The organism is Singulisphaera rosea (assembly GCF_054877945.1).
This window is the reverse complement of sequence record NZ_JBTYIP020000023.1, coordinates 106306-129776: the sequence shown is the minus strand read 5'-3', so window position 1 is coordinate 129776 and position 23471 is coordinate 106306. Positions and strand designations below refer to the sequence as shown.

Below are 23471 nucleotides of genomic sequence, written 5' to 3'. Positions count from 1 at the left end.
ACCAATTAGCCAGGCATGCCGCTCCTCCCCTTCTCCACGCCGACGAACTACGTAAAGGCGAGCGGCTCGACAACTCCGAGGACGCTGGCGAATCGATTCGCCGACGTCGTCAACGTCAAGGACTTCGGCGCCGCGGGCGACGGGTCGACGAACGACACGGCGGCGATCCAGGCGGCGATCAACTCCGCGGCCGCGCTCGTCGTCGGGGCATCATCGGGGGCGACGGTCTTCTTCCCGCCCGGAACCTACCAGGTCTCGGCCGACGGTGGGAACGGCCTCCTGATGGCGAACAATGTCCAACTCAAGGGCAGCGGCCCCTTTATCACCGTGCTCCGCTGGAACGGGACTCCTTCCCTCGGGGGTAACCTGATCCTGGTCCGGGGAGCCAACGTCTCGTGCGGGTTCAGCTCCTTGTCAATCAAGGGGCCGAATACGCAATTCGGCCCGACGTCTGACCCCAATTGCCAGGCCATCGTCGTCTCGAGCCCGACCACGATCGCCGGCACCGTCACGGTCGACAACTGCCAGATCTCGAACTTCTGGTACGCGATCCACATCTCGCCGAACGCGACCTCGGGCAATGCGAGCGCCCTGCACGTCACGGACTGCGACCTGCAGGCGTACACGGCCATCCAGAGCGCCCAGAAGGGCGCCGGGACCATATCGCTGCTGAACTGCGACATCCACGGCTGCGGCGCGGATTCGTCCAACCTCTACCATGGCATCTACCTGTTCCCGAGCAACTCGGTCCAGATCAACAATTGCCGATTCTACAACTACTGCCCCACGGCCACCGGCTACGGGATCCAGCTCTACGGCGACGACCCCGGGGCCCCGGCCTACTGCCTGATCTCGAACACCTCGATCGATGCCAGCCACGCGCACGGCATCATCACCAACACGAACGGCCCGACGCAGATCGGCAACTCGCAGATCTCCGCCACGGGCTACGCGGTCGCCGCCCAGAACCGGGTGTTGATCGCCAATTGCCTGATCGCGGGGACCGGCCAGGGCATCGTCGATTATTCGGCGGCCACGATCGATGTGAATAATACACTCTTCATGGTCAGCAATACGGCTAAAGGGCAGATCATACTCTCCACGAGCGGCAGCGCTTGCCATGCGGAGAATTGCCGGTTCCCCTATCACACGGCATCCCAGGCCATCACGCTCGGGGCCGGGACGTCGCTCTACGGCGACCGGCTCTCCTTCTCGAACTCGCAGGCGCCCGGCGTCAGCACCACGGCCAACGTGCCCAGCCCCGCCACGCTCGGAGTCGGCTCGCAGTGGTTCGACTCCACGCTCAATCAGGCCCTGACCAGCACCGGCAGCGCCTGGCAGCAGGCCGCGCCGCCGGCGAACGTGCCGACCACATGGACGGCCTTGCAGACATTCGCCGGGGGCGCGGCATTCACCGTCGCGCCCACGGCCCAGATCGCGTCGCCGAACCTATTAACGAGCTCCGCCGCCGATATCGAGCAGCTCGCCTCGAACGCATGGGCCGGGGGGAACGGGACCGTCACCACGGCCACGTCGCCCGTCCTCCACGGCAGGCAGTCGCTCCAGGTCACCTCCGGGGCGGGAGGCGGCACGCAGGTGCTCGCCTGCCAGGCCCCGTCGTCCTATGCGGTGGCCGCGAATGCGACTTATACGTTCTTCGGGTCGGTGAATTCCGCGGCGGCGAGCCGGGGTCTTTATGCGCAGATCGTCTGGCAGGACGCGTCCCACGCGACGATCTCCACGATCAACGGGACGCAGATCACCACGGCGGTCGGCTCCTGGCAATCATTCTCGGTGACCGGGGCGGCCCCTTCCAATGCGGCCTACGCGGTCTGCCAGTTCCGGATCCTCTCGGCAAGCGCGACCGAGACGCACTATTTCGACTGCTTCGCGCTCGTCGCGGGCACGTCGACGTCCTGGTCCCTACCCGGCACCTCGACGCTGACGATCAACGGGACCGGCGTGGTGGCCAGCGGACCTTCCGGCGCCGCCCAGCTCGGCGTCGTCTCGCCGAACCTGCTGACCGCCAACCAGGCCTCTGTCGTTACCGACACGACGGGCCTCACAGCGGGCACGAACACGACGATCGCCCGAGTGACGACGCCGGTCCTCTTGGGATCGGGCTCCTTATCCTTGGCCGCGACCGCCTCCGGGACAATTTCGGCCAGCACCGCGAATTTCAGCGGTGCGCCGTCCACCTATTTTGCCTATCTCGGGCCGAATGCCGCAGGCCAGGTTTTCACGGGCATCGCCTTCGTGAGGGCGGCTTCCTCGGCGCGGACCTGCAACGCCATCCTGCGCTTCTACGACGCCAGTGGGAATTCCACCGGTTCGGCCTACACGGGCACATCCATAACGGATTCGACGACCGGCTGGACGCTGCTCTTCGCAAGCGGGACGGCCTACGCCAATACGACCCAGGCATCCCTGATCGTGCAAGTGACCGGATGCGGCGCGGGCGAGATCCACTATGCGGATTGCTTGCAGATCGCCCAGGGCGACTATACGGACTGGTTCTATCCGGGAACCGGATACCTCAACTTTGACGGCAAGACGCTGAGCCTTATCGCCACCGACGGCGTCCCCGTCATGCAGGCGAATCAGATGACCGTCAACAACGCCTTGTACTTCAACGGGACCGGCTCGCCAAACTCCGCCATCGCCGCGCCGGTTGGCAGCATCTACACGGATTCCGCGGGTGGCGCGGGGACGACGCTCTACGTCAAGGAGTCGGGGACCGGTAACACGGGATGGGTTTCGAAATGATCAAGTTTCGCTACATTGCGATTTTAAATAGTTTCAGGAAATAAAACATGTCACTCCTCCCCTTTTCCAACGCGCCGTCGTCGGCGCAGAAACTATACAGGGGCCCCGGCTCCAACATCGTCGGCAACAATCAACGGATCGTCCAGAGCGGCCAGCTCGGCGCCGTCTCCGGCCAGTTGTCCTATTCCGCGAGCGGCAATCAGGTCTCCGACACGGTCATCCCGGTCAACACGAATCTCTATTCGATCCGGGCGACGAACGAGAACGCCGCGGCCCGCTACCTGTGGGTCTTCAACGCGCCGATCGTGACGCCTGCGGCCCCGGTCGTCGGCGTATTCCCGATCGCGGCCGGGTCGGCCACGGCCCCGGCCTCGGTCACGCTGGGCGATGACGTGATGGGCAAGAACGGCGTCTACCTGTCGGCGGGCCTCTCCTACGGCTTCTCGACGTCGAAGGCCGCCTATACGACGACCGGCATCGTCGCCGCCGACCACACCTTATTCATGATCTACCTGGGATAACACATGGCGACCACACGATACGTCTCCAACGGCGCCTCCAACGGCTACTCGCTGGGCAGCGACTCCAATAACGGCACTTCGAAATCCACGCCGGTCCTCACGATCACCCACGCCCTCGCCATCTCGGCGGCAGGGGACAGCATCTACATCAACCCGACGGCCACGCCCTACGCGGAGAACGGCGGCAGCAACTACCTGAACATGAACGTCGCGGTGACGATCACCACAGATCCCGGACTCGTGCTTTCCGTGGGGAAGGCCATCATCCAGCCCGCGACCACCACCGCTACCCGCGTCGTCAATAACGGCATCAATGGCGTATCGCTGCAATATGTGATCCTCGATGCGTTAAGCGCCGCCGGCATCACCAACGTGGCGAATATCCAGGGCGCAACGGGCAGCTACATCGGGATCGATGTCAAGAATTTCGCCAATGCTACCGGCATATTCAACGCCACCGGCAGCAATGGCAACATGGTTATTGATAAGTGTTCAGCTACCGCCGCCAATGGGAATAGCGGCAAATTCCTCGATATCAGCGCATCCCAGTCGGGGGGGGCTTACGTGGTCTCGGGCTGCAACGTCGACGGGATCGCGAGCGTATTCAATCCGAATAATGCCAGCACCACGTGGAATAGCCTCACTTTCCAGAATTCGGCGGACGGAACGCCCAATACGTTCAACAACATGACAAGCTATGCATTCAATCTTCCCGTCGGCATCACGCCCGGGGCGATATACATGTACGGCAATCAGTTCACGGGCGTATCCTCGGGCAATAACGCATCCTTCTTCATCGCTTCCGGGACGACAATCTCCGGAGGAACCGCCCCGTTCGTCATCGTCGGCAACAATTTCGCCGCCTCCGCCGCGAATCCGTCCCTGCAATTCAATAACACCGTCGGCGGCGCCACGATCACGGGCAATACCTTCGCCAATCCGCTTTCCTATGGCATCGCGCTTGCCGGGAATACGACCGGCAACAACTTCAGCTATAACACCTTCGCGAACGGCGGGACGGCGGGGTTCTACCTGGTCAGCGGCTGCGTCAGCAACAACGATTTCGTGACCTACAACAATTTCGCCGGCATCAAATCCACGAGCGCCTTCCGCATGGAGGGTTCCGCGAACAACCTGACGATCGCCAACAACACGTTCGGCTATACCTCGTCGTACAACCTGTGGCTGAATTCCTCGGTCGGCTTCAACGGCGTGGTCATCCGCGACAACACGTTCAACGGCGTCGGGACGAACGTCGTCATGAATGTCGTGTCGATCTTCGTTTCGAACCTCGGCACCGGCCTCCTCGTCACCGGCAACCGATACCAGGGCCCGATGGGCCTGATCTTCGTCTCCGACGCCCGCCAGACGGACGTGACGGTCTCCGGGAATAAGGTCATGCAGTACAACGCCAATCCGGCGGTATACGCCGATCCCATCCGCATCTACGCCGGCGGCCAGACCGTCGCCCAGAACAACACCGTCTATTCGGACGCCCCGCTCGTCCACGGCATCATCATCGGTTGTGACGGGTTTCAGAGCAATGTATCCAATGCGACTTCGACGAGTACCCAGAATTTCGGGGACGTTTCCGGGAACAATTACATCGCCCAGCCGTTCATATTCTCCAGCGGGTCCAACAACGACCCGATCCTGGGCGGTATCTCGGTGCCTTTCAATAAGGTGGGCACACCCGCAGGCACGATCAATTGCTCGATCTATTCGGACAATGCGGGCGTCCCCGGCACCCTGATCGCGAACGGAACATCGAACCTTGCCCCCATCGGCTCGACGGCCGTGAACGGGCAGAATTTCCTGTTCACGTTCTTCAACCGGCCGACCCTGGTCTATAACACGACGTACTGGATCGTCCTGCACTATACCGGGAACAACGACGGGTCGAATTACCTGACGATCCCGACGAACACGAGCGCGACCAACGGGGCGAAATCCGCCAACGGGACCGCCTGGACAGCACTTTCGGCGTCGGCCCTCTTCAACGTCATGGTCGGCAATTTCTCGAACGTCAACCCGATCATGTCCGGGAACACCTGCATCAGCACGAACCTCAACGCCCCCCAGTTCCACGGCTGTTTCCTGGCCGCGGTGACCGGAGGCCAGATGTACTCTAACTTCATCATGGGCGGCGGCCCGCTGCTCATCGCCAAGGAAGTCGACGGGCAGGTCACGCCGTGCAACATCTACAGCAACATCTCCGTTTCCACGAAAGGGCTCCAGCAGTCGGCCCGCGACAAGGGGAGCCGGAACGTCAATTTTGTGAACAACACATTCGTCGTCTACAAGGCCCCGGCCCAATGTTTCCTCGCGGATTCGGACTTCTACGCGAACACGGTTAATAAGGTCCCGAGCCAGAATGTGAACGTCCAGAACAATATCTTCCTCTTCGGCATGGGTGCGAACAACACCTCGCCGCTCCTGCAATTGGGCAGCGGGGTCAATACGTGCCTGAGCCCGACCCTCACCAACAACGACTACTACGTCTATTCGCTCGCGGGTGCCTCCGCCCCGACCCTGGTCAGTGACTTTCGCGGCGTCTCCGCCACGAACTACACGTCCCTGTCCTCGTGGCAGGTTGCGTCCGGCCTGGATGTCGGAAGCGTCAATGCCGACCCTCAATTGCCCGGCGAGGTGACGGGATTCACGACGGACATCGCCGTCTACGCCCCGATTTTCCTCAACAACGTCACGGCCGGCCTCGGCGCTTCTCTGACCTCGATCGCCCCGAACGATTATCTCGGCGTCGGGTACAGTACTCCGGTGGTCATGGGTGCCCTGAATCCGATCCGCCCGCAACGGCTGCAATAGATGTCCTGGTTCGGGAAGAATACGCCGCCCAAGGCCGCGCCCGAGCCGCGCAACCATAGCTTCTTCTCGACCGACGGCATCCCCCAGGCCCGCGACAACCCGGTCAAGCGGATGAAGCGGCTCCACGACTACATGGCGATGACCTTCCAGCGGACCATCGACGACCTGAACCCGGTCGACGAGGACGGCAATGCCGTCGCGATGGATGCGGGCAATCTCCAGCAGGTCAAGACGCTCAACGGGCTGGGCCTCGGCGGGTACATCCCGGAGACCCAGTTCGCCTGGTACTGCGGCCAGGGATTCATCGGCTACCAGGCAGCGGCGCTCATCAGCCAGAATTGGTTCGTGAAGAAGGCATGCTCCATGCCCGCCAAGGACGCCTCGCGCAACGGCTACGAGGTCTCTGTCAACGACGGCACCGAGGTCGATCCGGAGGTGCTCGATTATATCCGCGAGCAGGACAAGAGATTCGAGGTGCTCCGCAACTGCGTCGAGTTCATCGACCTCGGCCGCACCTTCGGGATCCGGGTCGCGATGTTTGTCGTCGACTCGCCCGACCCGAAATACTACGAGAAGCCCTTCAACCCCGACGGCGTGAAGCCCGGCAGCTACAGGGGAATCAGCCAGATCGACCCCTACTGGATCTCGCCCGAACTGGGCGGGGAAGCGGCGGCCGACCCCGCCGCCCCGGACTTCTACGAGCCGACCTGGTGGCGGATCGGGGGACGGCGGGTGCATCGCACGCACCTGGTCATCTTCCGCAACGGGAACCTGCCCGACATCCTCAAGCCCGCCTATCTCTACGGCGGCCTGCCCGTGCCCCAGCTCATCGCCGAGCGGGTCTACGCCGCCGAGCGCACGGCCAACGAAGCCCCGATGCTCGCGATGACCAAGCGGCTCACCGTCCTGAAATGCGACATCACGCAGGCGGTGGCCAACCCCGAGGCGTTCAACGAGCGGATGACGCTCTGGACGCAGCTCATGAACAACTTCGGCGTGAAGATCATCGGCGAGGCAGACGAGGTCCAGCAGTACGACACCGCGCTCGCGGACCTCGACGCGCTGATCATGACCCAGTTCCAGATCGCCTGCGCCGGGGCGGAGGTCCCCGCGACCAAGATGCTCGGCACGCAGCCGAAGGGGTTCAATTCGACCGGCGAGTACGAGGAGGCCAGCTACCACGAGATGCTCGCCTCCTTGCAGCAGCACGACCTGAGCCCGCTGGTCGAGCGCCACCACCTCCTCCTGATCCGCTCGCACGTCGCGCCGAAGTTCAAGATGGCCCCGTTCAACACGGAGGTCGCCTGGAACGAGCTGGACGAGCAGACCGCCGCCGAGCAGGCCGATACGGAATTGAAGAAGGCCCAGGCCTCGGCGCATTACGTCGAGATGGGGGCCGTGGACGGGTTCGACGTGCGGGGCAAGCTGATCTCCGACAAGCATTCCGGGTTCAACGGGATCGATCCGGTCGTGCCGGGAGGCCCCGGCGATCGCGATGCCGAGATGGAGGCGAAGGCGGCCGAACAGGCTTCCGGATCCGAGATAGACCCGGGCGAGGAAAACGCGGTCGAGTAGATGCCCAAGGTCCGCAAGACGCCCTGGGTTGACAATTCACGCAAGGGGATCGTCAAGGGCAAGCCGCTCAACCCGTCGGCAGCTATCGAGCAACGCTACTATCTGGCGCTGCAAGTCCTCATCGATCGGATGACGTCCGACACCGAGCATGAGCTGCAAAAGCTCTTCAAGACCGAGCACGCCGAGGAATTCTTCGCCCAGGATGCCAGCGTCTCGAGCCAGGCGCGGATCCTGACGAACGCCCTGATCAAGAAATACACCGACCTCTTCGCCTCGCTCTCGAAGCCGATGGCCGAGGAGCTCGCCGACCAATCGGACAAGGCCAGCGACATCGCGGTCAAGTCGAGCATCCGCAGCATGACCGACCAGGTGACGCTCTCCACGAAGACGATCACCTCGGGCCCGCTCGCCGACATCCTGAACGCGACCGTCACCGAGAACGTCGCGCTGATCAAGTCGATCCCGGCCCAGTACCTGGGCGGCGTGCAGCAGGCCGTCATGCGGTCGATCACGACCGGAAACGGGATGCAGGAACTCGTGCCCTACTTGCAGAAGCACAAGGGGATCACGCTGAGGCGGGCGAGGTTCATCTGCCAAGATCAGACAAAGAAAGCGATGGCCAACCTCAGTTTCGCCCGCCTGAAGAAGGCCGGAATTGCTTCCGCCATCTGGCGGCATACGTCGGGGTCACGCCACCCGCGCCAGACGCACATCCACATGGACGGCGAGACGTTCCTGCTGTCCGAGGGCCTCTACGATTCCGCCGTGAAGCGGAACGTCAAACCTGGCGAGTTGCCCGGGTGCGCGTGCAGAGCCCAGCCAATATTGTCATTCGACGGAGAATAAATGCCCAGTAAGTCCGAAGCCCAACATCGCCTCATGGAAGCGGCCGCCCATACGCCCGGCGGATATGGCGGAGTGCCGCAGTCCGTCGGCAAGGAATTCGTCAAGGCCGACGAACGAGCCGGCAGAGACGCCGCCATCAAGGCCGCCGGCATCATGTTCATCGCCGGGAATGAAGTCCTCCTGCTGAAACGGTCCGACCCGGGCGATATGCCCGGCACCTGGGCGTTCCCCGGCGGCAAGCTCGAGGACGGCGAGACGCCCGAGCAGGCCGCCCTGCGCGAATCCTACGAGGAGACCGGCCTCAAGCCCGCCAATCTCGAATCGATCGACGCCAGCAACGACGGCGCGGTCGAGTTCACCACGTACCTCGCGCGCATCGACAAGGCCGACCCGGCGCTCAACGACGAGCACAGCGAATTCCGCTGGGCGGATCTCGCCGCCCTGCCCCAGCCGCTGCACCCCGGCGTGGCCAGGACGCTCAAGGCCTACGCGGCGAACCGCCACGCCCAGGACCGGGCCGAGTCGGCACGCCTGGAAGACATCAACAATTACATCACCATCGGTCGCAACCCGATCTCGCGCTCTGGCGTGTTCCAGTACCTCGGACGCAGCATCGGCGCGCCCATCCCGGACAAGATCTACAACGTCTACCGCCCGGCCGAGGAGTTCACGCCGGAGACCGTCGACAGCTTCCGGCTCCTGCCGATCGTCGACGACCACACCATGCTCGGGCCGCAGGAGAAGGGATTCGTCCCGGCCGAGGCGAAGGGCGTCCACGGCACGACCGGCGAGACGGTCGACTTCGAAGACGGCGTGCTCTACGCCACGCTCAAGATCTTCAGCGACACGCTCGCGAAGATGATCGAGAGCGGGAAGACCGCCCTCTCGCTCGGATACCGGTGCATCTACGAGAAGGCATCCGGCATCTTCGACGGGCAGAGATACGAATACATACAAAGGAATCTCAGGGGCAACCACCTCGCGTTGGTTGATGCCGCGAGGTGCGACGTTGCAGTTCTTGATAACCACATGGCGTTCGATCATTTCGATCTGGCGCTCGACAACTCAAAGGAGACGAATATGGCTGAAGAAACCCAAAAACTCGAAGACCGCCTGAAGAAGGCCGAAGACTGGATCGCGGGCCGCATGGCCAAGGATGCGGAAGAAGAAGAGATGAAGAAGAAACAGGCCGAGGACGAGGCCGCCAAGGAAGCCGAGGCCAAGGACGCCGAGGAGAAGGAGAAGGCGGAGAAAGAAGCCGCCGACAAGAAGGCCCGCGACGAGATGAGCGAGGAGGAGAAGAAGAAGGCCGACGAGAAGAAGGCCGAGGACGAGGAGAAGGAGAAGAAGGAAAGCATGGACGCCGCGGAGCTGAAGCGCGTCAGCGCCGAACTCAAGTCCGTCAAGGCCGCGATGGATTCGCTCACGAAGGTGACCCACAAATCACTCCTCGGCGAGGTATCCCGCCGCGACGCCCTGGCCTCCCAGCTCTCGCAGCACATCGGCACCTTCGACCACGCCGACAAGACGCTGGCCGAGGTGACCAAGTACGGCATCGACAAGCTCGGCCTCGACTGCCCGGCTGGCCACGAGGAGACGGCCCTCAACGCCTTCTTCAAGGCCAAGAAAGCCCCGACGTCCGGATTCGCCCTGGACGCGAAGCCCACCAAGCGTTCCGGCGAACTCGACGCTTACCTCAGCAAAACCAACTAAGGAGAACCGAACATGGTTGCCAACTTCCAAAACACCGTAAATATCTGGTCCGCCGCAGGCGTCGTCGGCGAGCTCGCCTTCGACGGCCCGATGCGCGCCGCCCCGTACAACCTGTACTCGGCCGGCGTGCCCAACCTCGTCGGCAACGCTTACACCGTCACCTCCGGCGGCAATCCCGACCCGACGGCCAACAGCGCCCTGGCGGGCACCGCCCAGGTCGGCGGCACCGGCATCTTCGCCGGCATCCTGATCAACCCGAAGGACTACGCCTCCTACGGCACGACCGGGACCAACGGCCCGCTGGCCCCGACGCTGATCCTGCCGGATTACTCCATCGGCCAGCTCGCCACGATGGGCTATTTCTTTGTCAACCTCCCCGGCCCGGCGAGCGTCGGCGATCTCGTGACCTACGACCCGCTGACCGGCAACCTCAACAGCATCACGCCCACCACCAGCTTCACCGGCACCATCAGCACGACCACGCTGACGGTCTCGGCGGTGTCCAAGGGCCAGATCGCCGTCGGCCAGATCATCTCGGGCACCGGCGTCACCCCCGGCACCCGCATCACGGCGCTGGGCACCGGCACCGGCACCACGGGCACCTATACGATCAGCGTGAGCCAGACCGTGGGCTCGGCCACCGCCATGACGGCCGACAATCGCCCGGCCCCGGCCTTCGCGGCCTCGGCGGCCTACATCACCACCTCCGCGGGCGTGGACACCCTCACCATCGGCACCCTAACCTCCGGCGAAGTGCTGGTCGGCCAGCAGGTCTTCGGCGCGGGCGTCGCCCCGAACACGGTCATCACGGCCTACGGCAGCGGCACCGGCGGCACCGGCACCTACACGCTGAACACCAGCGGCCAGACGGTGGCCAGCTCCGGCAGCCCCGAGGCGATGACCGGCCCGTCCAACGTGCTCGTGCCGAATTGCGTGGTGGACCGCTTCACCGCCAACACCGGCGGCGGACTCGCCGTGATCAAGCTCACCAACTAATCATCCAACATCAGAGGTAACACACCATGGAAACCATCATTCACTCCGCGTTGGATGCCCAGAGCGTCCGACAGTTCGCGTTCAAGAACGTCGAGGACTACGAGGACCTGGGCCGCATCGGCCTGGGCGGCTTCGACAAGATCGTCGACGAGGGCTTCGGCATGGACTCGATCCAGTCCGGCGTCACCCAGGGCAGCATCCCCGTGCAGCTCCAGTTCCTCCAGCAGTTCCTGCCCGGCTTCGTCATGGTCATGACGGCGGCCCGCAAGATCGACGAGATCGTGGGGATCAACACCGCGGGCAGCTGGGAAGACGAAGAGATCGTCCAGGGCATCATCGAGAACACCGGCACGGCCGTCCCCTACGGCGACCAGACGGTGGTCCCGCTGGCGAGCTGGAACGAGAACTGGGTGCCGCGCACCGTGGTCCGCTTCGAGCTGGGCATGCGCGTCGACGTGCTGGAGGCCAAGCGTTCGGCCCGTATCATGGTCGACACCGCCGGCCGCAAACGCGAGTCCGCGGGCCTCGTCCTCGAGCAGCAGCGCAACGCCGTGGGCTTCTACGGATACAACTCGGGGAACAACTTCACCTACGGGTTCCTCAACGACCCGGGCCTGCCCGCCTACAAGAACGTGGCGGCGACCGGCGCCGGCAGCTCGACGCTGTGGTCGACGAAGAACTTCCAGGAGATCACGGCCGACCTGATCACGGCGTTCGCCCAGCTCCAGACCCAGTCCCAGGACACGATCAACCCCGAGGACGTGGCGACCACCCTGGCGTTGGCGACGGCCGACTACCAGTACCTCGCCGTCACGACGGACTTCGGCCTGAGCGTGCGCCAGTGGCTGAAGGACACCTACCCGAAATGCCGCGTGGTCTCGGCCCCGCAGCTCAACGGCGCCAACGGCGGCGCGAACGTGTTCTACCTGTTCGCCGACGCGGTCCAGGACCTGTCCTCGGACGACGGCCGCACCTTCGCGCAGCTCGTCCCGGCCAAGTTCCAAGTCCTGGGCGTGCAGCAGCTCACCAAGGGCTACGAGGAAGACTACTCGAACGCCACGGCGGGCACGCTCTGCAAGCGTCCGTTCGCGGTCGTGAGATACTCCGGGATCTAAGATCAACAACCAGGTAATAGCTATGCATCATGTTTTCAGCACCATGGCCAACTCCAACGAGTATGTCCGCTACAGCAACCACGGCCCGCGCGGCGTCAACGTCGCCGAGGCCAGCGTCGTGATCAAGGGAGGGTCCGGGATGAACCACAAGTATCTCCGGACCCCGCTCGGGGTGCACACCGCCGTGTCCGACGAGGACATGGAATGGCTGAAGGACGACTATTCGTTCAAGCAGCACATGGCCAACGGCTACATCACGGTGAAGAAGAGCAAGGTCGACCCCGAGGTCGCGGCGGCCGACATGGTCACGCACGACCGCAAGACCGACGCCTGCCCGCTCGTCCCCCAGGACTTCAAGGACGACGGCGACAGGGAATTCGTCAAGCCGATGGTCAACAAGAAGAAGGCCGGCTGATGCCCTGCATCGCATACGACGACGCCAAGTTCCGGGCCCTCTTCCCGGCGTATGCGGACGCGACCACCTACCCCCAGGCCGTGATCCAGGTCTACTGGGACACGGCCACCGCCTATGTGAGCAACCGCTACGGCGGCTGCTACATGGGCGGAATGACTTTGGCCCAGCAGACGCTGGCGCTGAATCAGATGACAGCCCACCTTGTCTGCCTCGCGGGCCTGATCGCCTCGGGGCAGACCCCGGGCGTGATGGTCGGGGCGACCGTCGACAAGGTGAGCGTCACGCTCGAGCCGCCACCCGCTCCGAACCAATGGCAATACTGGCTCCAGACCACGCCCTACGGCCAGCAATTGCTCGCGCTCTTGCAGGTGGCTTCGGTTGGTGGCTTCTATGCGAATTCGGCTGTTCCGGGACGGGCGGGATTCTGGTTCGGGAACGGCTGGTAGATGAAAATCGAGCGATCAAACCCCAAGGCCTTCGAGACGCTGACCAACCGATTGAAGGAACTGGCAGGTATCGAGACGAAAGTCGGCTGGTTCCCATCGGCAGTTTACGAAGATGGAACTTCCGTCGCCATGGTCGCCTCCGTGCAGGAGTTCGGCCACGGCCCGATCCCTCCCCGTCCTTTCTTCCGCCCCACGATCGCCGAGCAGAAGTCTGCATGGGCAGAGAACGCCGCTCAAGGGGCCAGAGCCGTCCTGAAAGGTTCGCTAACCGCCTTCCAAGTTTTGGACGCCCTCGGCGAGCGCGCCCAGGAGGATGTCAAGGAGACGATCAACCAGATCACGTCACCGCCGCTGTCCCCGATCACCCTCGAAATCCGGGCGATGAAGCACAAGAATCCGTACCTCAAGGTGACGGGCACGCTCGTCGGCCAGGTCGCGGCCAAGGTCAGGCAGCCGGGCTACAAGCTGGCGAGCGGCACGCCGGATAAGCCCCTCATCGATTCAAAAACGCTAATTACAACCCTCACCCACGTCACCGAAACCGTATGATTCCCGGCGCGAATCTGCTCTCCATGGCCACGCGCCTGATCGCGACACAAGCCTTCGACTATTACGCATTCGATTGCCGCACGCCCAACGCCATCGGCCTGGACGTCGCCGTCTACAAGACGCCCGTCACGCTCAGGGGGAGCATCCAGCCGGTGCCGCGCTCGCTCTACCAGGCCTACGGCCTCGACTTCCAGAAGAACTATATCAACGTCTACGTGTCGCAGGCCATCACCGACATATCGCGTGACGTTTCCGGGGACCAGATCGTCTTCGAGGGGAACCCTTATCAGTGCGTCTCGAAGACGCCCTGGGTCGGCATCGACGGCTGGGATGCCGTGCTCTGCGTGGCGATCACCAAGGACGCGGCCTTCGCCTGCTCACGCAGGTAGAACTCGGCTTGCGCCTCCCGGACGCGGGCCTTGCGTTCGTTGTTCCGGCGGATCTGTTCGAAGTCGAGCAACGACAGGCCGAGGGCGAAGAGGTAGCCGATCACCGTCCAGCCCAGGACCAGGTTGATGAGGAAGATATGCCCGACGTCGGCCCAGGCCGCCCTGCGATTCAGCGCGGCGAAGATGGTCGGCGCGAAGTAGGCCCCGCCCAGGATCAGCGGCGGCACGCAGTCAGTCAATAACGATTGATAAACATCCATAAACCCTCTCGATTGCCCCTCATGAAAGTCACGCGGAAGGCGGGAGGGCGCCGCTTTTCGATCGGCCGATCTATCCGCGTGATTAACCGATGTTAACGATCTGGATGCAAAATGTCAACATATTCTATGTGCAATGCTCGATAACACTCTTATAGCCCTCATCATCAGCACAGTGATCGCCCAGGAAGCCGTGGCCGGAATCCCCGGGACCCCGCTGAAACAGGCCTTCCAGCCGACCATGCAAGGCGTCAACACGCAGCCCACGGCCTACCTCTACAAGGTCGGGGACCGCCGCGTCGGTTTCCCCTACCGGGCCGATGTCTGGGACGGCGTCAACAACCTGATGATCCACACCGAGCTCCAGCAATACGAGACGACGTTCCAGTTCAGCGCGCTGGCCACCCAGTATCCCACCACCCCGACGCAGTATACGGCGTCCGACCTCCTGAACCTCGTCGCCTACTGCCTGCAAAGCGCCGACGCCGTGTCCGCCATGGAAGCCCAAGGCGTGGGCCTCCTGCGAGTGACGGACGTGCGCAACCCGTATTTCACCGACGACCGCCAGCAGAACGAGGCGTGCCCGAGCTTCGACGTGACCTTCACCCACAAGCAGGTCATCCGCTCGACGGTGCCGATCCTCGACGCCACGGAGATCCGGGTGGCGACGGTCTGAATCAATACGACAGAAAACCGAAAATAAGGAGCAATATCAATGGCTATACCTATTATCAACTTCGTCGACATCACGTCCGGCGTGGGCGGCACGTCCCAGGTCCCGACTCGCAACCTGGGCGCGCTGGTCATCTCGATCAACAACCTCGTCCCGACCGGGACGATCCTCAGCTTCACCTCGGCCGCCGACGTCGGCACGTATTTCGGCACCGGCTCCGGCGAATACGCCCGCGCCGTGTTCTATTTCGGCTGGGTGAGCAAGAACATCACCGCCCCGGCCCTGCTGAGCTTCTGGTTCTGGAACCAGGACGCGGCGACCCATTCCTTGATCTTCGGCGTGCAGGCGACCTACTCGCTCTCCACGTTCACCGCGATCACCGCCGGCCAGCTCAACCTGACGCTGGGCGGATTCACCCATACGCTCACGGGCATCGACTGCTCCGGAGACGCCAGCCTGACCGCCGTGGCCGCCACGATCCAGACGGCGATCCGCGCCTATTCGGCCGGCGGTGCGGCCTGGACGGCCGCCACCGTCGCCTACGACGCGACCCACAACCGATTCACCCTGACGAGCGGCTCGACCGGTGCGGACACGGTCCTTGTGACCGCCGCAGTCAGCGGCGACCTCGCCGGCCCGCTCGGCTGGCTCGCCGGCGCGATCCTCTCCGACGGGACTGCCGCGCAGCTGCTCACGGCCAACCTGGACCAGCTCGTCAACATCAGCAATAATTTCGGCTCCTTCTGCTTCGGGCCCAGCTCGATCAACACGCTCTCGAACGTCGAGGCCGCCGCCGCGTGGAACAACAGCCTCACGCCCAACGTCCAGTTCATCTACTCGGTGCAGGTGGCCGTCGCCGACGCCTCGGCATGGTCGGCCGCCCTGCTCAACACCGGCGGGGTGACCCTCACTCTGGCTTCTCCGGTTTCGGGCGAATACCCGGAGATGGTCCCGATGATGATCCTCGCCGCCACCAACTACGCCGCGACGAACAGCGTCCAGAACTACATGTACCAGCAATTCAATCTGACGCCCTCGGTGACCACGCAGGCCGACTACAACACCTATACGGGGCTGCGGATCAACTTCTACGGCAACACGCAGACCGCCGGCCAGGTCATCAGCTTCTACATGAAGGGGTTCATGATGGGCCTGGTGGCCTCGCCCCAGTTCCAGAACCTCTATTCCAACGAGATCTGGTTCAAGGACGCCCTGGCCGCGTCGCTCCTGAACCTGCAACTCTCCCTCTCGCAGATCGCGGCCAACAACACCGGCCGGGCGCAGATCCTCGCCACCTTGCAGGGCGTCATCAATCAGGCCCTCAATAACGGCACGATCTCGGTCGGCAAGGCCTTGAACACGACCCAGCAGCTCTACATCGCACAGGTCACGGGCAGCCCGACCGCGTGGCAGCAGGTCCAGAACATCGGCTACTGGGTCAACGTCGTCTTCCAGCAGTCCGTCGTCGACGGCGTCGCCACCTATACCGCCGTTTACACGCTGGTATATAGCAAGGACGACGTCGTCCTGAAGATCATCGGATCGGACATTCTCATCTAAAGGAGTAAAATTACATGGCAAATGACATCACAGGCTTCGGCTCCGCCGTGAGCCTGATCGCCTCCAACACCTACCCGGCGGGGATCGCGATCTCGCAATTCGCGGACGACGCCGACGCCTTCGACATGGCGAGCGTGAAGATCGCCGACACGGCGATGGGGGTCAACGGCGACCTGATCAAGTGGAGCCGCGCGGTCGGCAAGCCGATCACGATCAGCGTCGTCCCCGGCTCGCTCGACGACACCAACCTCGCGATCCTGGCCAAGAACAACGACGCGGCCCAGGGCCAGGTCAACGCCCGGGACGAGATCACCATCACGGTCGTCTATCCCGACGGGAGCGTCATCACCTTCGCGAACGGCTTCCTGACCGACGCCCCATTCGGGAATTCGTTATCGAGCAGCGGACGCCTCAAGAGTAAGACGTATTCCTTTATGTTCCAAACGGTTAACGGGGCCGTATAGCGATGGAGCTCCGGGACCCCAAGGAGATCCTCCTCACGGACGGCGAGGCGAAGGAACGCAAATTCTTCCTCTCCAAGATGCCCGCCATCGAGGGGCTGGAGATCATGGCACGCTACCCGACCAGCCTGGCCTCCAGCGCCATCCCCAAGATCGGCGACTGGGGCGTCGTCCAGGACTTGCAGGACAAGATCCTCAAATACGTGGCCGTGGAGATCAACGGCAAGCTGATGCCGCTCTCGACCCGGGCGCTCGTGGACAACCACGTCGGCGACTGGGAGTGCCTCGCGAAGCTCCTGAAGGCGGAGGTAGAGTACAACAACAGTTTTTTTCGGAACGGGACGATCTCAGGTTTCTTGGGAGACGTCTTCCAGACGTACATCAGGAAGATTTCCGAAATGTTAACGGCCTCATCGGGACCATCGTCGCCCATGGAAAAGCCACGCTCCACGAATTGAGGACGGTCTACACCATGGAGGACGCGTTCATCTTGTGGGAGATCATCGCGGTGACCGCGCATAACGAATGGCTCGCCGCCGAGCATGCGAAGAATAAGCCGGGCCGGAAATGACCGTCCTCGACACGTTCTATCTGCTCTTCAAGACCGACATCCCCAAGGAGGCCGGTGCCGACATCTCCAAGCTGGACAAGCAGCTCGACGAGCTCGGCAAGAAGGGCAAGAAGCGCACCGAGGACGAGAACAAGCAGTACGACGTCCTCAAGAAGCGCCGCAAGGAGCTCCTCGACGAGACCAAGCAGCAGCAACGCGAGACCGACAAGCTCAGGGATTCCTTCACCGGGATGATCGAGAGCGCCGTCGGCGCGGCGACCGCCTACGTCACGTTCAGCGCGCTGAAGGCCGGGCTGGTCGACGCGAACAAGCTCAACGCCTCGCTCGCCATCCTGGGCAAGACGACGGGCCAGAACGCCGGCGAGGTGAAAGCCTACGGGGCCGCCCTCGAACAGGTCGGCGGCAAGGCGGAGGACCTCTACTCGTTCGTCGGTGCCCAGGCGGCCTACGCCGCCCAGCACCGGACCCCGTTCGAATTCAAGCGGCTGATCGAGAACCTGCACAACCAGGTCAAGAACAAGTCGCCGCAGGAGGCGCTCACGCTGCTCCAGCAGGTCCCGGGCGCGGTCGGACTGGCCCCGCTCATCGAATCGTCCGACGAGGATTTTCGCGCGGCGCTCGCGGGAGGCAAGGACAGCGCCCGATTGAGCGACAAGGATGCCGAGGCGGCCTTGAAGAATCAGGAAGCCTACGCCAAGACCAAGCAGGCCTTCCAGAGCATCGCCACGGAGATCGATACGCATCTGCTCGGGACGATCCAGTCCCTGAACGAGGCGTTGCTCGGGCTCGTCGATACGTTCAAGGGCCATCCCGTCGCGGCGGAAGTCGCCGGGACCGGGACGGCGATTGCTACCGGCCTCCTCGGCTGGAAAAGCTGGGGATGGCTGAAAGGTTTGATCGGCGGCGGAGGAGCCGTCGCAGGCGCGGCGGAAGTCGCCGGAGGCCTGTCCGCCGGTGCTATTGGCGCGGCAGCGGCGGCCGGGGTCGCCGCCACATGGGGGGCGGGGGCCTTGGGAGAGTTCATCGGGAAGAAACTCCGGGGAACCTCGCCGAAAGCCGCTACCGGTTCCAATAAAGCCGAATCCATCGCCTTCTGGCAATCGCAGGGCTATTCGCCCGCGCAGGCCGCCGGATGGGCCGCCAACGAGCAGGCCGAGAGCAGCTACAATCCCGCGGCGAGCAACGGCAGCCACGGAGGCATCTTCCAGTGGAGCGCCAGCCGACGGGCCAAGATCCTCGCCGCCACCAGGATCGATGTCTGGACCGCCAGCCACGCCGATCAGCTCAAGGCCGCGGCCTGGGAAGCGAAACAGATGGGACTGGGACCCCTCGGTTTGCCAACGGGCTCGGGAGACGCGGCCGCCGCGATCAGCAACAAATTCGAGGTCCCCTCGACCACTCCCTATGGATTGCTGATGGAGGCGCAGAAACGGGCGGGCATCGCCAACGCCATCTCGAGCCAGATCCCCTTCGTCGGCCCATCCCAGGGAGGGGCCAATAAATCGGTCAGCATCAAGGTCGGAGACATCAGCGTGAACACACAGGCAACGGACGCCGCCGGGGTCGCCCGCGGGGTGAGCCACGAGCTCAAGAACCAGCTCCGCATGCTCGCCTCCAACGTCGACGACGGGGAGTTCGCCTGATGGTCGCCATCACACCCTCTTCCCTCGTCTCCGACCTCTCCTACGGCCTGGGCCTGCTCAGCTCGTTCGGGCTGCGGGTCGACGTCGTGGGGATCTACGGCAACGGCGGGACCACGCCGGCCGACTTCGGCCAGATGTTCGCGGGCGCACGGCCGATGAAGGCCACGATCCGCGAGACCTCCCGGGTCATGGAACACCCGGTGGAGACCGGCGTCGTGCTCGCCGACCACCACATCATCAACCCCGTGGAGATCGACCTCCCCCTCATCGTCTCGGCCAGGGACTACGCCCAGACCTTCAGCCAGATCCGCCAGGCGTTCATCAACGCCACGGCGCTCTCGGTGAAGACCCGCGTGGGGATCTACTCCGACATGATCATCGCCGACATGCCGCACGAGGAAGAGCCGGACATGTACGACGTCATCACCATCGGGCTCCGCCTCAAGCAGGTGATCTACGTCGTCCCCGTCGCCAACGGCGGCACGCTCGTCAACTTCCAGCCGGCCGACCCGCTCAACAGCGACACCACGGCCAGCGGCCTCCAGAGTGCCGCGGCCCTGGCGGGCAACGTCCTGTCCGCCGCCACGTCCGTGGCCAGCTACGCGAACCTCGGTAAATTCCCATGATGCAGGTCCCGATCCAGGCGATCCCGAACCAGTCGTTCTCCGTCATCCTCGACACCAACACCTGGAACTTCCTGCTCAAGACCGTCGAGGACACCACGGTCGTCGGCCTGACCCTCAACGGGACGGACATCCTCGACGGCGCACGGGCCGTCTCCGGGTCGCTCATCATCCCCTCGCGGTACGAGGAGAGCGGGAATTTCTTCTTCACGACCGCGAACTTCCAGCTCCCTTTCTACACGTCCTTCAACGTGAGCCAGTCGCTGATATATATCTCCGCGGCCGAGCTGTCCGCCATCCGCACGCCCCCTTCGCCGCCGATCACCGCCGCCTACTTCGACCCCATCGCGGCCTTGCCGTTGCGCTTCGCGCCCCAAGGCTATTCCGCATGAGCAGTGCTTTCGACGCCCGCGTGATCGAGGTCGACCTCGTCCTGCCGGACCAGACCTATACGTTCTCGGGCGACTACGCGATCTACGCCGGCGGCACCAAATTCGGCAGCGCCAGCATGAATACCTGCGAATGCCGGATCGACAACCTGACCAAGGAGCTCCGGAACACCATCCTCACGCTCGCATCCCCCCTGCTCTCGCCGCCCGCCAACAACCCGACGCCGACGACTCGCGTGCCGGTCGTCCTGAACCTGAAGGCGGGCCGCGAATCGACCGGCACCTTCCTGCTCTTCACCGGGAATGTCATCTCCTGCGAGGTGACCCAGCCGCCCGATATCGGGATCGTGCTGCGGTCGCTCACGAATAATTACAACATGAGCCTGATCCTCGGCCTGCAGCAACCGGCGACGACCCGCCTGTCGGAAATCGCCCAGGTCGTCGCGACCCAGAACGGCCTCTTCCTCGACTTCGAGGCGACCGACAAGCAGATCGACAACTATTCCTTCACGGGATCGCTCCAGAACAACATCGAGAAGCTCAACCAGATGGGCGGGATCCAGGCCGGCGTCGACAACGGCACGCTCTGGGTGATCGACGCCGACTCGGCCCGGAAGAATACCGGATTCCTCATCAACGAAGCTTCGGGCATGGTGGGCATCCCCCAGGTGACCGACCAGGGCGTCACCGTCAAGGTCATGCTCAACAACGCCATCCTGATCGGGGGGAGCGTGACCATCCAGAGCACGACGAACCCGGCCGCCAACGGCACGTTCAAGGTGGCGAAGATGGACTACGAGATCGCCAGCCGCGAACAACCGTTCTGGTACACGCTGCTCTGCTCCAACCTGGGCATCTTCCAGGGATCGACATGACGACTTACGCCCCGCCTTCGAGGAACCCCGCCGACAACGACACGCTCACCGGCGTGCTCAAGCTGGCGTTCACCAAGTTCCTGCAGAAGACCGACGACATGCTCCCCGCGCGGGTCATCGCCTACAACCGCGCCACGAACCGGGCCCAGGTCCAGCCGCTGATCTCGGTGGTGACCACGGCCAACCAGGTCGTGCCCCGCGCCCAGGTGGCCTCGGTGCCCGTCTTCCAGTACGGCGGGGCCGGGTTCGTGATGAGCTTCCCCGTCGCGACCGGCGACACGGGATGGATCAAGGCCAACGACCGGGACATCTCGCTCTTCAAGCAGACGATGCAGGCCAATCCGCCGAACACGCAGCGCAAGCACAGCTTCGAGGACGCGATGTTCTTCCCCGACACCCTCCTCGACGGGGTGACGATCGCGGCCGAGGACGTGGGGAATGCCGTGTTCCAGAACGGCGACGGCACGGTACGCCTGGCGCTCTGGCCTACCCTGTTCAAATTCACGGCCCCGCAGGTGACGGTGGGAGACATCGAAGGCTACACGCCGACGCCGAACGCGGTGCTCGACGTCCAGAGCACGACGAAGGCATTCATCCCGCCCCGCATGACGACCGGGCAGCGGGATGCGATACCCGACCCCGTGGAGGGCATGACGATCTACAACTTGACCAGCCATGCCCTGGAAACCTACACGAACGCGGGATGGCCCTGATGGTCAAGACGCTCGGCACGAATGCCAATCACGACCTCGATCTCGGCCCCGACGGCAACATCGCCATGCTCTCCGGCATCCGGGCCGTCGCCGCCGCCTGCGTGACCGCATGCCTGACCCAGCTCGGCGAGTGCGTCCTCGAGACCGGGGTCGGCCTGCCGAATTTCCAGACGATCTGGGTGGGAACCCCCGATTACGCGATCTGGGAATCCTACCTGCAGAATACCCTGCTCGATGTGCAGGGCGTGACGTCCGTGAAATCGATCACCCTGTCGGCCACGGACAATGCGCTCACTTTTGTCGCGGAGATAAACACGATCTATGGAAGCACGATAGTCAATGGCTGAATCTGCACCGTATCAATATCTGGACGCGACCGGCGTCATTGTGCCCGACACCTCATCCCTGCTGGCCGACGTCCAGTCCGAGTACCAGGCCGTCTTCGGCGCCGACTTGATCGTCACCCCGGATACACCCCAGGGGGTCTTGATCACCGCCGAAACCCTGGCCCGCACCGAGGTCGTCAACAACAACGCCGCGCTGGCCAACCAGATCAATCCCAACATCGCCGGCGGCGTCTTCCTCGACGCCATCCTGGCCCTGACGGGCATGCAGCGGACGCCCGCCAGCCCCACGGTCGTGACCAACGTGACGCTCACCGGCGTCGCGGGCACCGTCATCCCCGGCGGCTCCTTGGCCGCCACGTCGGCCGGCGATCAATTCCAGTCCACCGGCACCGTCACCCTCGGACCCGGCGGGACGGCGACCGTCAACTTCCAGTCCGTCGCGACCGGGGCGATCCCCTGCGCCGACGCGGCCCTGGACACGATCGTCTCCAATATCCTCGGCTGGGAGACCGTCACGAACGACGCCGGCGGCACGCCCGCCTCCGTCACGACCCTGGGGGCCAGCACGCAATCGGACCAGGCGGCGCGGGCCCTGAGGAAGAACACCCTGGCCTTCCAGGCCGTGTCGCTCGCCGAGGCGATCACGTCGGCGCTTTATGCCACCGAAGGGGTCAGGAGCCTCACGTTCCAGGAGAACGTGGACGCGGGCACGCAGACCATCAACGGCATCAGCATGGTGGGTCATTCGATCTACGCGTGCGTCGAGGGGGGCACCGACGCCGCCGTGGCCGCGGCGCTCCTCGAGAACAAGAGCTCCGGGTGCGCCTGGAATGGCGGCACGGTCGTGGACGTGGTCGAGCCCGCGAGCGGGCAGACCTATCAGGTCAAATTCGACCGGCCGAACGTCGTCGAGCTCCTGGTCAAGGTCACGACGTCGAACGGGAACGCCGCCAACATCACGCAGGCGGTCCTGGACTATGCCGCCGGCCTGATCAACGGCCTGGAAGGGTTCGTGGTCGGCTCGGATGCGTCGCCGTTCGAGATCGCCGGGGCGATCATGAGCGAATATCCCGGCTATTTCATCTCGAAGGTGGAGCTCAGCCTGACCTCTCCGGTGTCGTACTCGACCGACGTGATCCCCATCGCCGTCGACGAGATCGCGCGCACGCAGCTCTCTTATATCACGGTCGTGATCGCGTAAG

At 63.7% G+C, this 23471-nt stretch carries 24 protein-coding genes; 23 read left to right on the top strand and 1 reads right to left on the bottom strand.

Annotated elements, in window-relative coordinates; all coding sequences use genetic code 11:
• Positions 1-15 precede the first annotated feature (15 nt).
• The 12 genes from ACYOEI_RS29720 to ACYOEI_RS29665 are packed head-to-tail and all read left to right on the top strand — an operon-like array spanning position 16 to position 14157.
• Positions 16-2766, top strand: a complete 2751-nt coding sequence (locus tag ACYOEI_RS29720; protein ID WP_462853292.1) for a glycosyl hydrolase family 28-related protein — start codon at positions 16-18, stop codon at positions 2764-2766.
• Positions 2767-2813: 47 nt separating this feature from the next.
• Positions 2814-3287, top strand: coding sequence for a hypothetical protein (locus tag ACYOEI_RS29715; RefSeq protein WP_462853291.1), 474 nt, complete (start codon positions 2814-2816; stop codon positions 3285-3287).
• A 3-nt stretch (positions 3288-3290) separates the two neighbouring features.
• Positions 3291-6113, top strand: coding sequence for a beta strand repeat-containing protein (locus tag ACYOEI_RS29710; protein ID WP_462853290.1), 2823 nt, complete (start codon positions 3291-3293; stop codon positions 6111-6113).
• The gene (locus ACYOEI_RS29705; protein WP_462853289.1) at positions 6114-7688 is read left to right on the top strand and encodes a phage portal protein; all 1575 of its coding nucleotides are present in this window, start codon (positions 6114-6116) and stop codon (positions 7686-7688) included.
• Positions 7689-8534 carry a phage head morphogenesis protein gene (locus tag ACYOEI_RS29700; RefSeq protein WP_462853288.1) on the top strand — a complete coding sequence of 282 codons (846 nt, stop codon included), beginning with the start codon at positions 7689-7691 and terminating at the stop codon, positions 8532-8534.
• Complete coding sequence (locus ACYOEI_RS29695) at positions 8535-10247, top strand: DUF2213 domain-containing protein (RefSeq protein ID WP_462853287.1); 1713 nt, start codon at positions 8535-8537, stop codon at positions 10245-10247.
• A gap of 12 nt (positions 10248-10259) precedes the next feature.
• Positions 10260-11243, top strand: a complete 984-nt coding sequence (locus tag ACYOEI_RS29690) for a structural cement protein Gp24 (protein WP_462853286.1) — start codon at positions 10260-10262, stop codon at positions 11241-11243.
• A gap of 26 nt (positions 11244-11269) precedes the next feature.
• Positions 11270-12358: a major capsid family protein gene (locus ACYOEI_RS29685; RefSeq protein WP_462853285.1), complete on the top strand. Its 1089-nt coding sequence runs from the start codon at positions 11270-11272 to the stop codon at positions 12356-12358.
• A gap of 22 nt (positions 12359-12380) precedes the next feature.
• Entirely contained in the window at positions 12381-12773 is a 393-nt protein-coding gene (locus ACYOEI_RS29680) for a hypothetical protein (RefSeq protein ID WP_462853284.1), read from the top strand.
• Positions 12773-13219, top strand: coding sequence for a DUF4054 domain-containing protein (locus ACYOEI_RS29675; protein ID WP_462853283.1), 447 nt, complete (start codon positions 12773-12775; stop codon positions 13217-13219). The genes ACYOEI_RS29680 and ACYOEI_RS29675 overlap by 1 nt, the downstream gene beginning before the upstream one ends.
• Before the next feature lie 51 nt (positions 13220-13270).
• Entirely contained in the window at positions 13271-13768 is a 498-nt protein-coding gene (locus tag ACYOEI_RS29670; RefSeq protein WP_462853282.1) for a hypothetical protein, read from the top strand.
• Between the two features lie 23 nt (positions 13769-13791).
• The gene (locus tag ACYOEI_RS29665) at positions 13792-14157 is read left to right on the top strand and encodes a phage collar protein (protein ID WP_462853281.1); all 366 of its coding nucleotides are present in this window, start codon (positions 13792-13794) and stop codon (positions 14155-14157) included.
• On the opposite strand, the gene ACYOEI_RS29660 is transcribed toward ACYOEI_RS29665, so the two are convergent.
• Complete coding sequence (locus ACYOEI_RS29660; RefSeq protein ID WP_462853280.1) at positions 14055-14417, bottom strand: superinfection immunity protein; 363 nt, start codon at positions 14415-14417, stop codon at positions 14055-14057. The two genes, ACYOEI_RS29665 and ACYOEI_RS29660, sit on opposite strands and share 103 nt — an antisense overlap.
• A gap of 133 nt (positions 14418-14550) precedes the next feature.
• Here ACYOEI_RS29660 and ACYOEI_RS29655 point away from each other — a divergent pair, with 133 nt between their 5' ends.
• From ACYOEI_RS29655 to ACYOEI_RS29605, 11 genes are all read left to right on the top strand, one after another.
• Complete coding sequence (locus ACYOEI_RS29655; protein ID WP_462853279.1) at positions 14551-15090, top strand: phage gateway protein; 540 nt, start codon at positions 14551-14553, stop codon at positions 15088-15090.
• Between the two features lie 39 nt (positions 15091-15129).
• Positions 15130-16647 (top strand): DUF3383 family protein, encoded by a 1518-nt coding sequence (locus tag ACYOEI_RS29650; RefSeq protein WP_462853278.1) that lies wholly within the window; start codon positions 15130-15132, stop codon positions 16645-16647.
• A gap of 14 nt (positions 16648-16661) precedes the next feature.
• Entirely contained in the window at positions 16662-17111 is a 450-nt protein-coding gene (locus tag ACYOEI_RS29645; protein WP_462853277.1) for a phage tail fiber protein, read from the top strand.
• A 2-nt stretch (positions 17112-17113) separates the two neighbouring features.
• Positions 17114-17566 (top strand): hypothetical protein, encoded by a 453-nt coding sequence (locus tag ACYOEI_RS29640; RefSeq protein ID WP_462853276.1) that lies wholly within the window; start codon positions 17114-17116, stop codon positions 17564-17566.
• A 109-nt stretch (positions 17567-17675) separates the two neighbouring features.
• Positions 17676-19322, top strand: coding sequence for a phage tail tip lysozyme (locus ACYOEI_RS29635; protein ID WP_462853275.1), 1647 nt, complete (start codon positions 17676-17678; stop codon positions 19320-19322).
• Entirely contained in the window at positions 19322-19948 is a 627-nt protein-coding gene (locus ACYOEI_RS29630) for a phage baseplate protein (RefSeq protein ID WP_462853274.1), read from the top strand. The genes ACYOEI_RS29635 and ACYOEI_RS29630 overlap by 1 nt, the downstream gene beginning before the upstream one ends.
• Positions 19945-20337, top strand: coding sequence for a phage baseplate plug family protein (locus tag ACYOEI_RS29625; protein WP_462853273.1), 393 nt, complete (start codon positions 19945-19947; stop codon positions 20335-20337). Before ACYOEI_RS29630 ends, ACYOEI_RS29625 begins: the two co-directional genes overlap by 4 nt.
• Positions 20334-21209: a baseplate hub protein gene (locus ACYOEI_RS29620; protein ID WP_462853272.1), complete on the top strand. Its 876-nt coding sequence runs from the start codon at positions 20334-20336 to the stop codon at positions 21207-21209. The genes ACYOEI_RS29625 and ACYOEI_RS29620 overlap by 4 nt, the downstream gene beginning before the upstream one ends.
• Entirely contained in the window at positions 21206-21922 is a 717-nt protein-coding gene (locus ACYOEI_RS29615; protein ID WP_462853271.1) for a Gp138 family membrane-puncturing spike protein, read from the top strand. Before ACYOEI_RS29620 ends, ACYOEI_RS29615 begins: the two co-directional genes overlap by 4 nt.
• On the top strand, positions 21922-22269 hold the full coding sequence (locus tag ACYOEI_RS29610) for a contractile injection system sheath initiator (RefSeq protein WP_462853270.1): 348 nt from the start codon (positions 21922-21924) through the stop codon (positions 22267-22269). The genes ACYOEI_RS29615 and ACYOEI_RS29610 overlap by 1 nt, the downstream gene beginning before the upstream one ends.
• Positions 22262-23470, top strand: a complete 1209-nt coding sequence (locus ACYOEI_RS29605; RefSeq protein WP_462853269.1) for a baseplate J/gp47 family protein — start codon at positions 22262-22264, stop codon at positions 23468-23470. Before ACYOEI_RS29610 ends, ACYOEI_RS29605 begins: the two co-directional genes overlap by 8 nt.
• Position 23471: the final 1 nt, after the last annotated feature.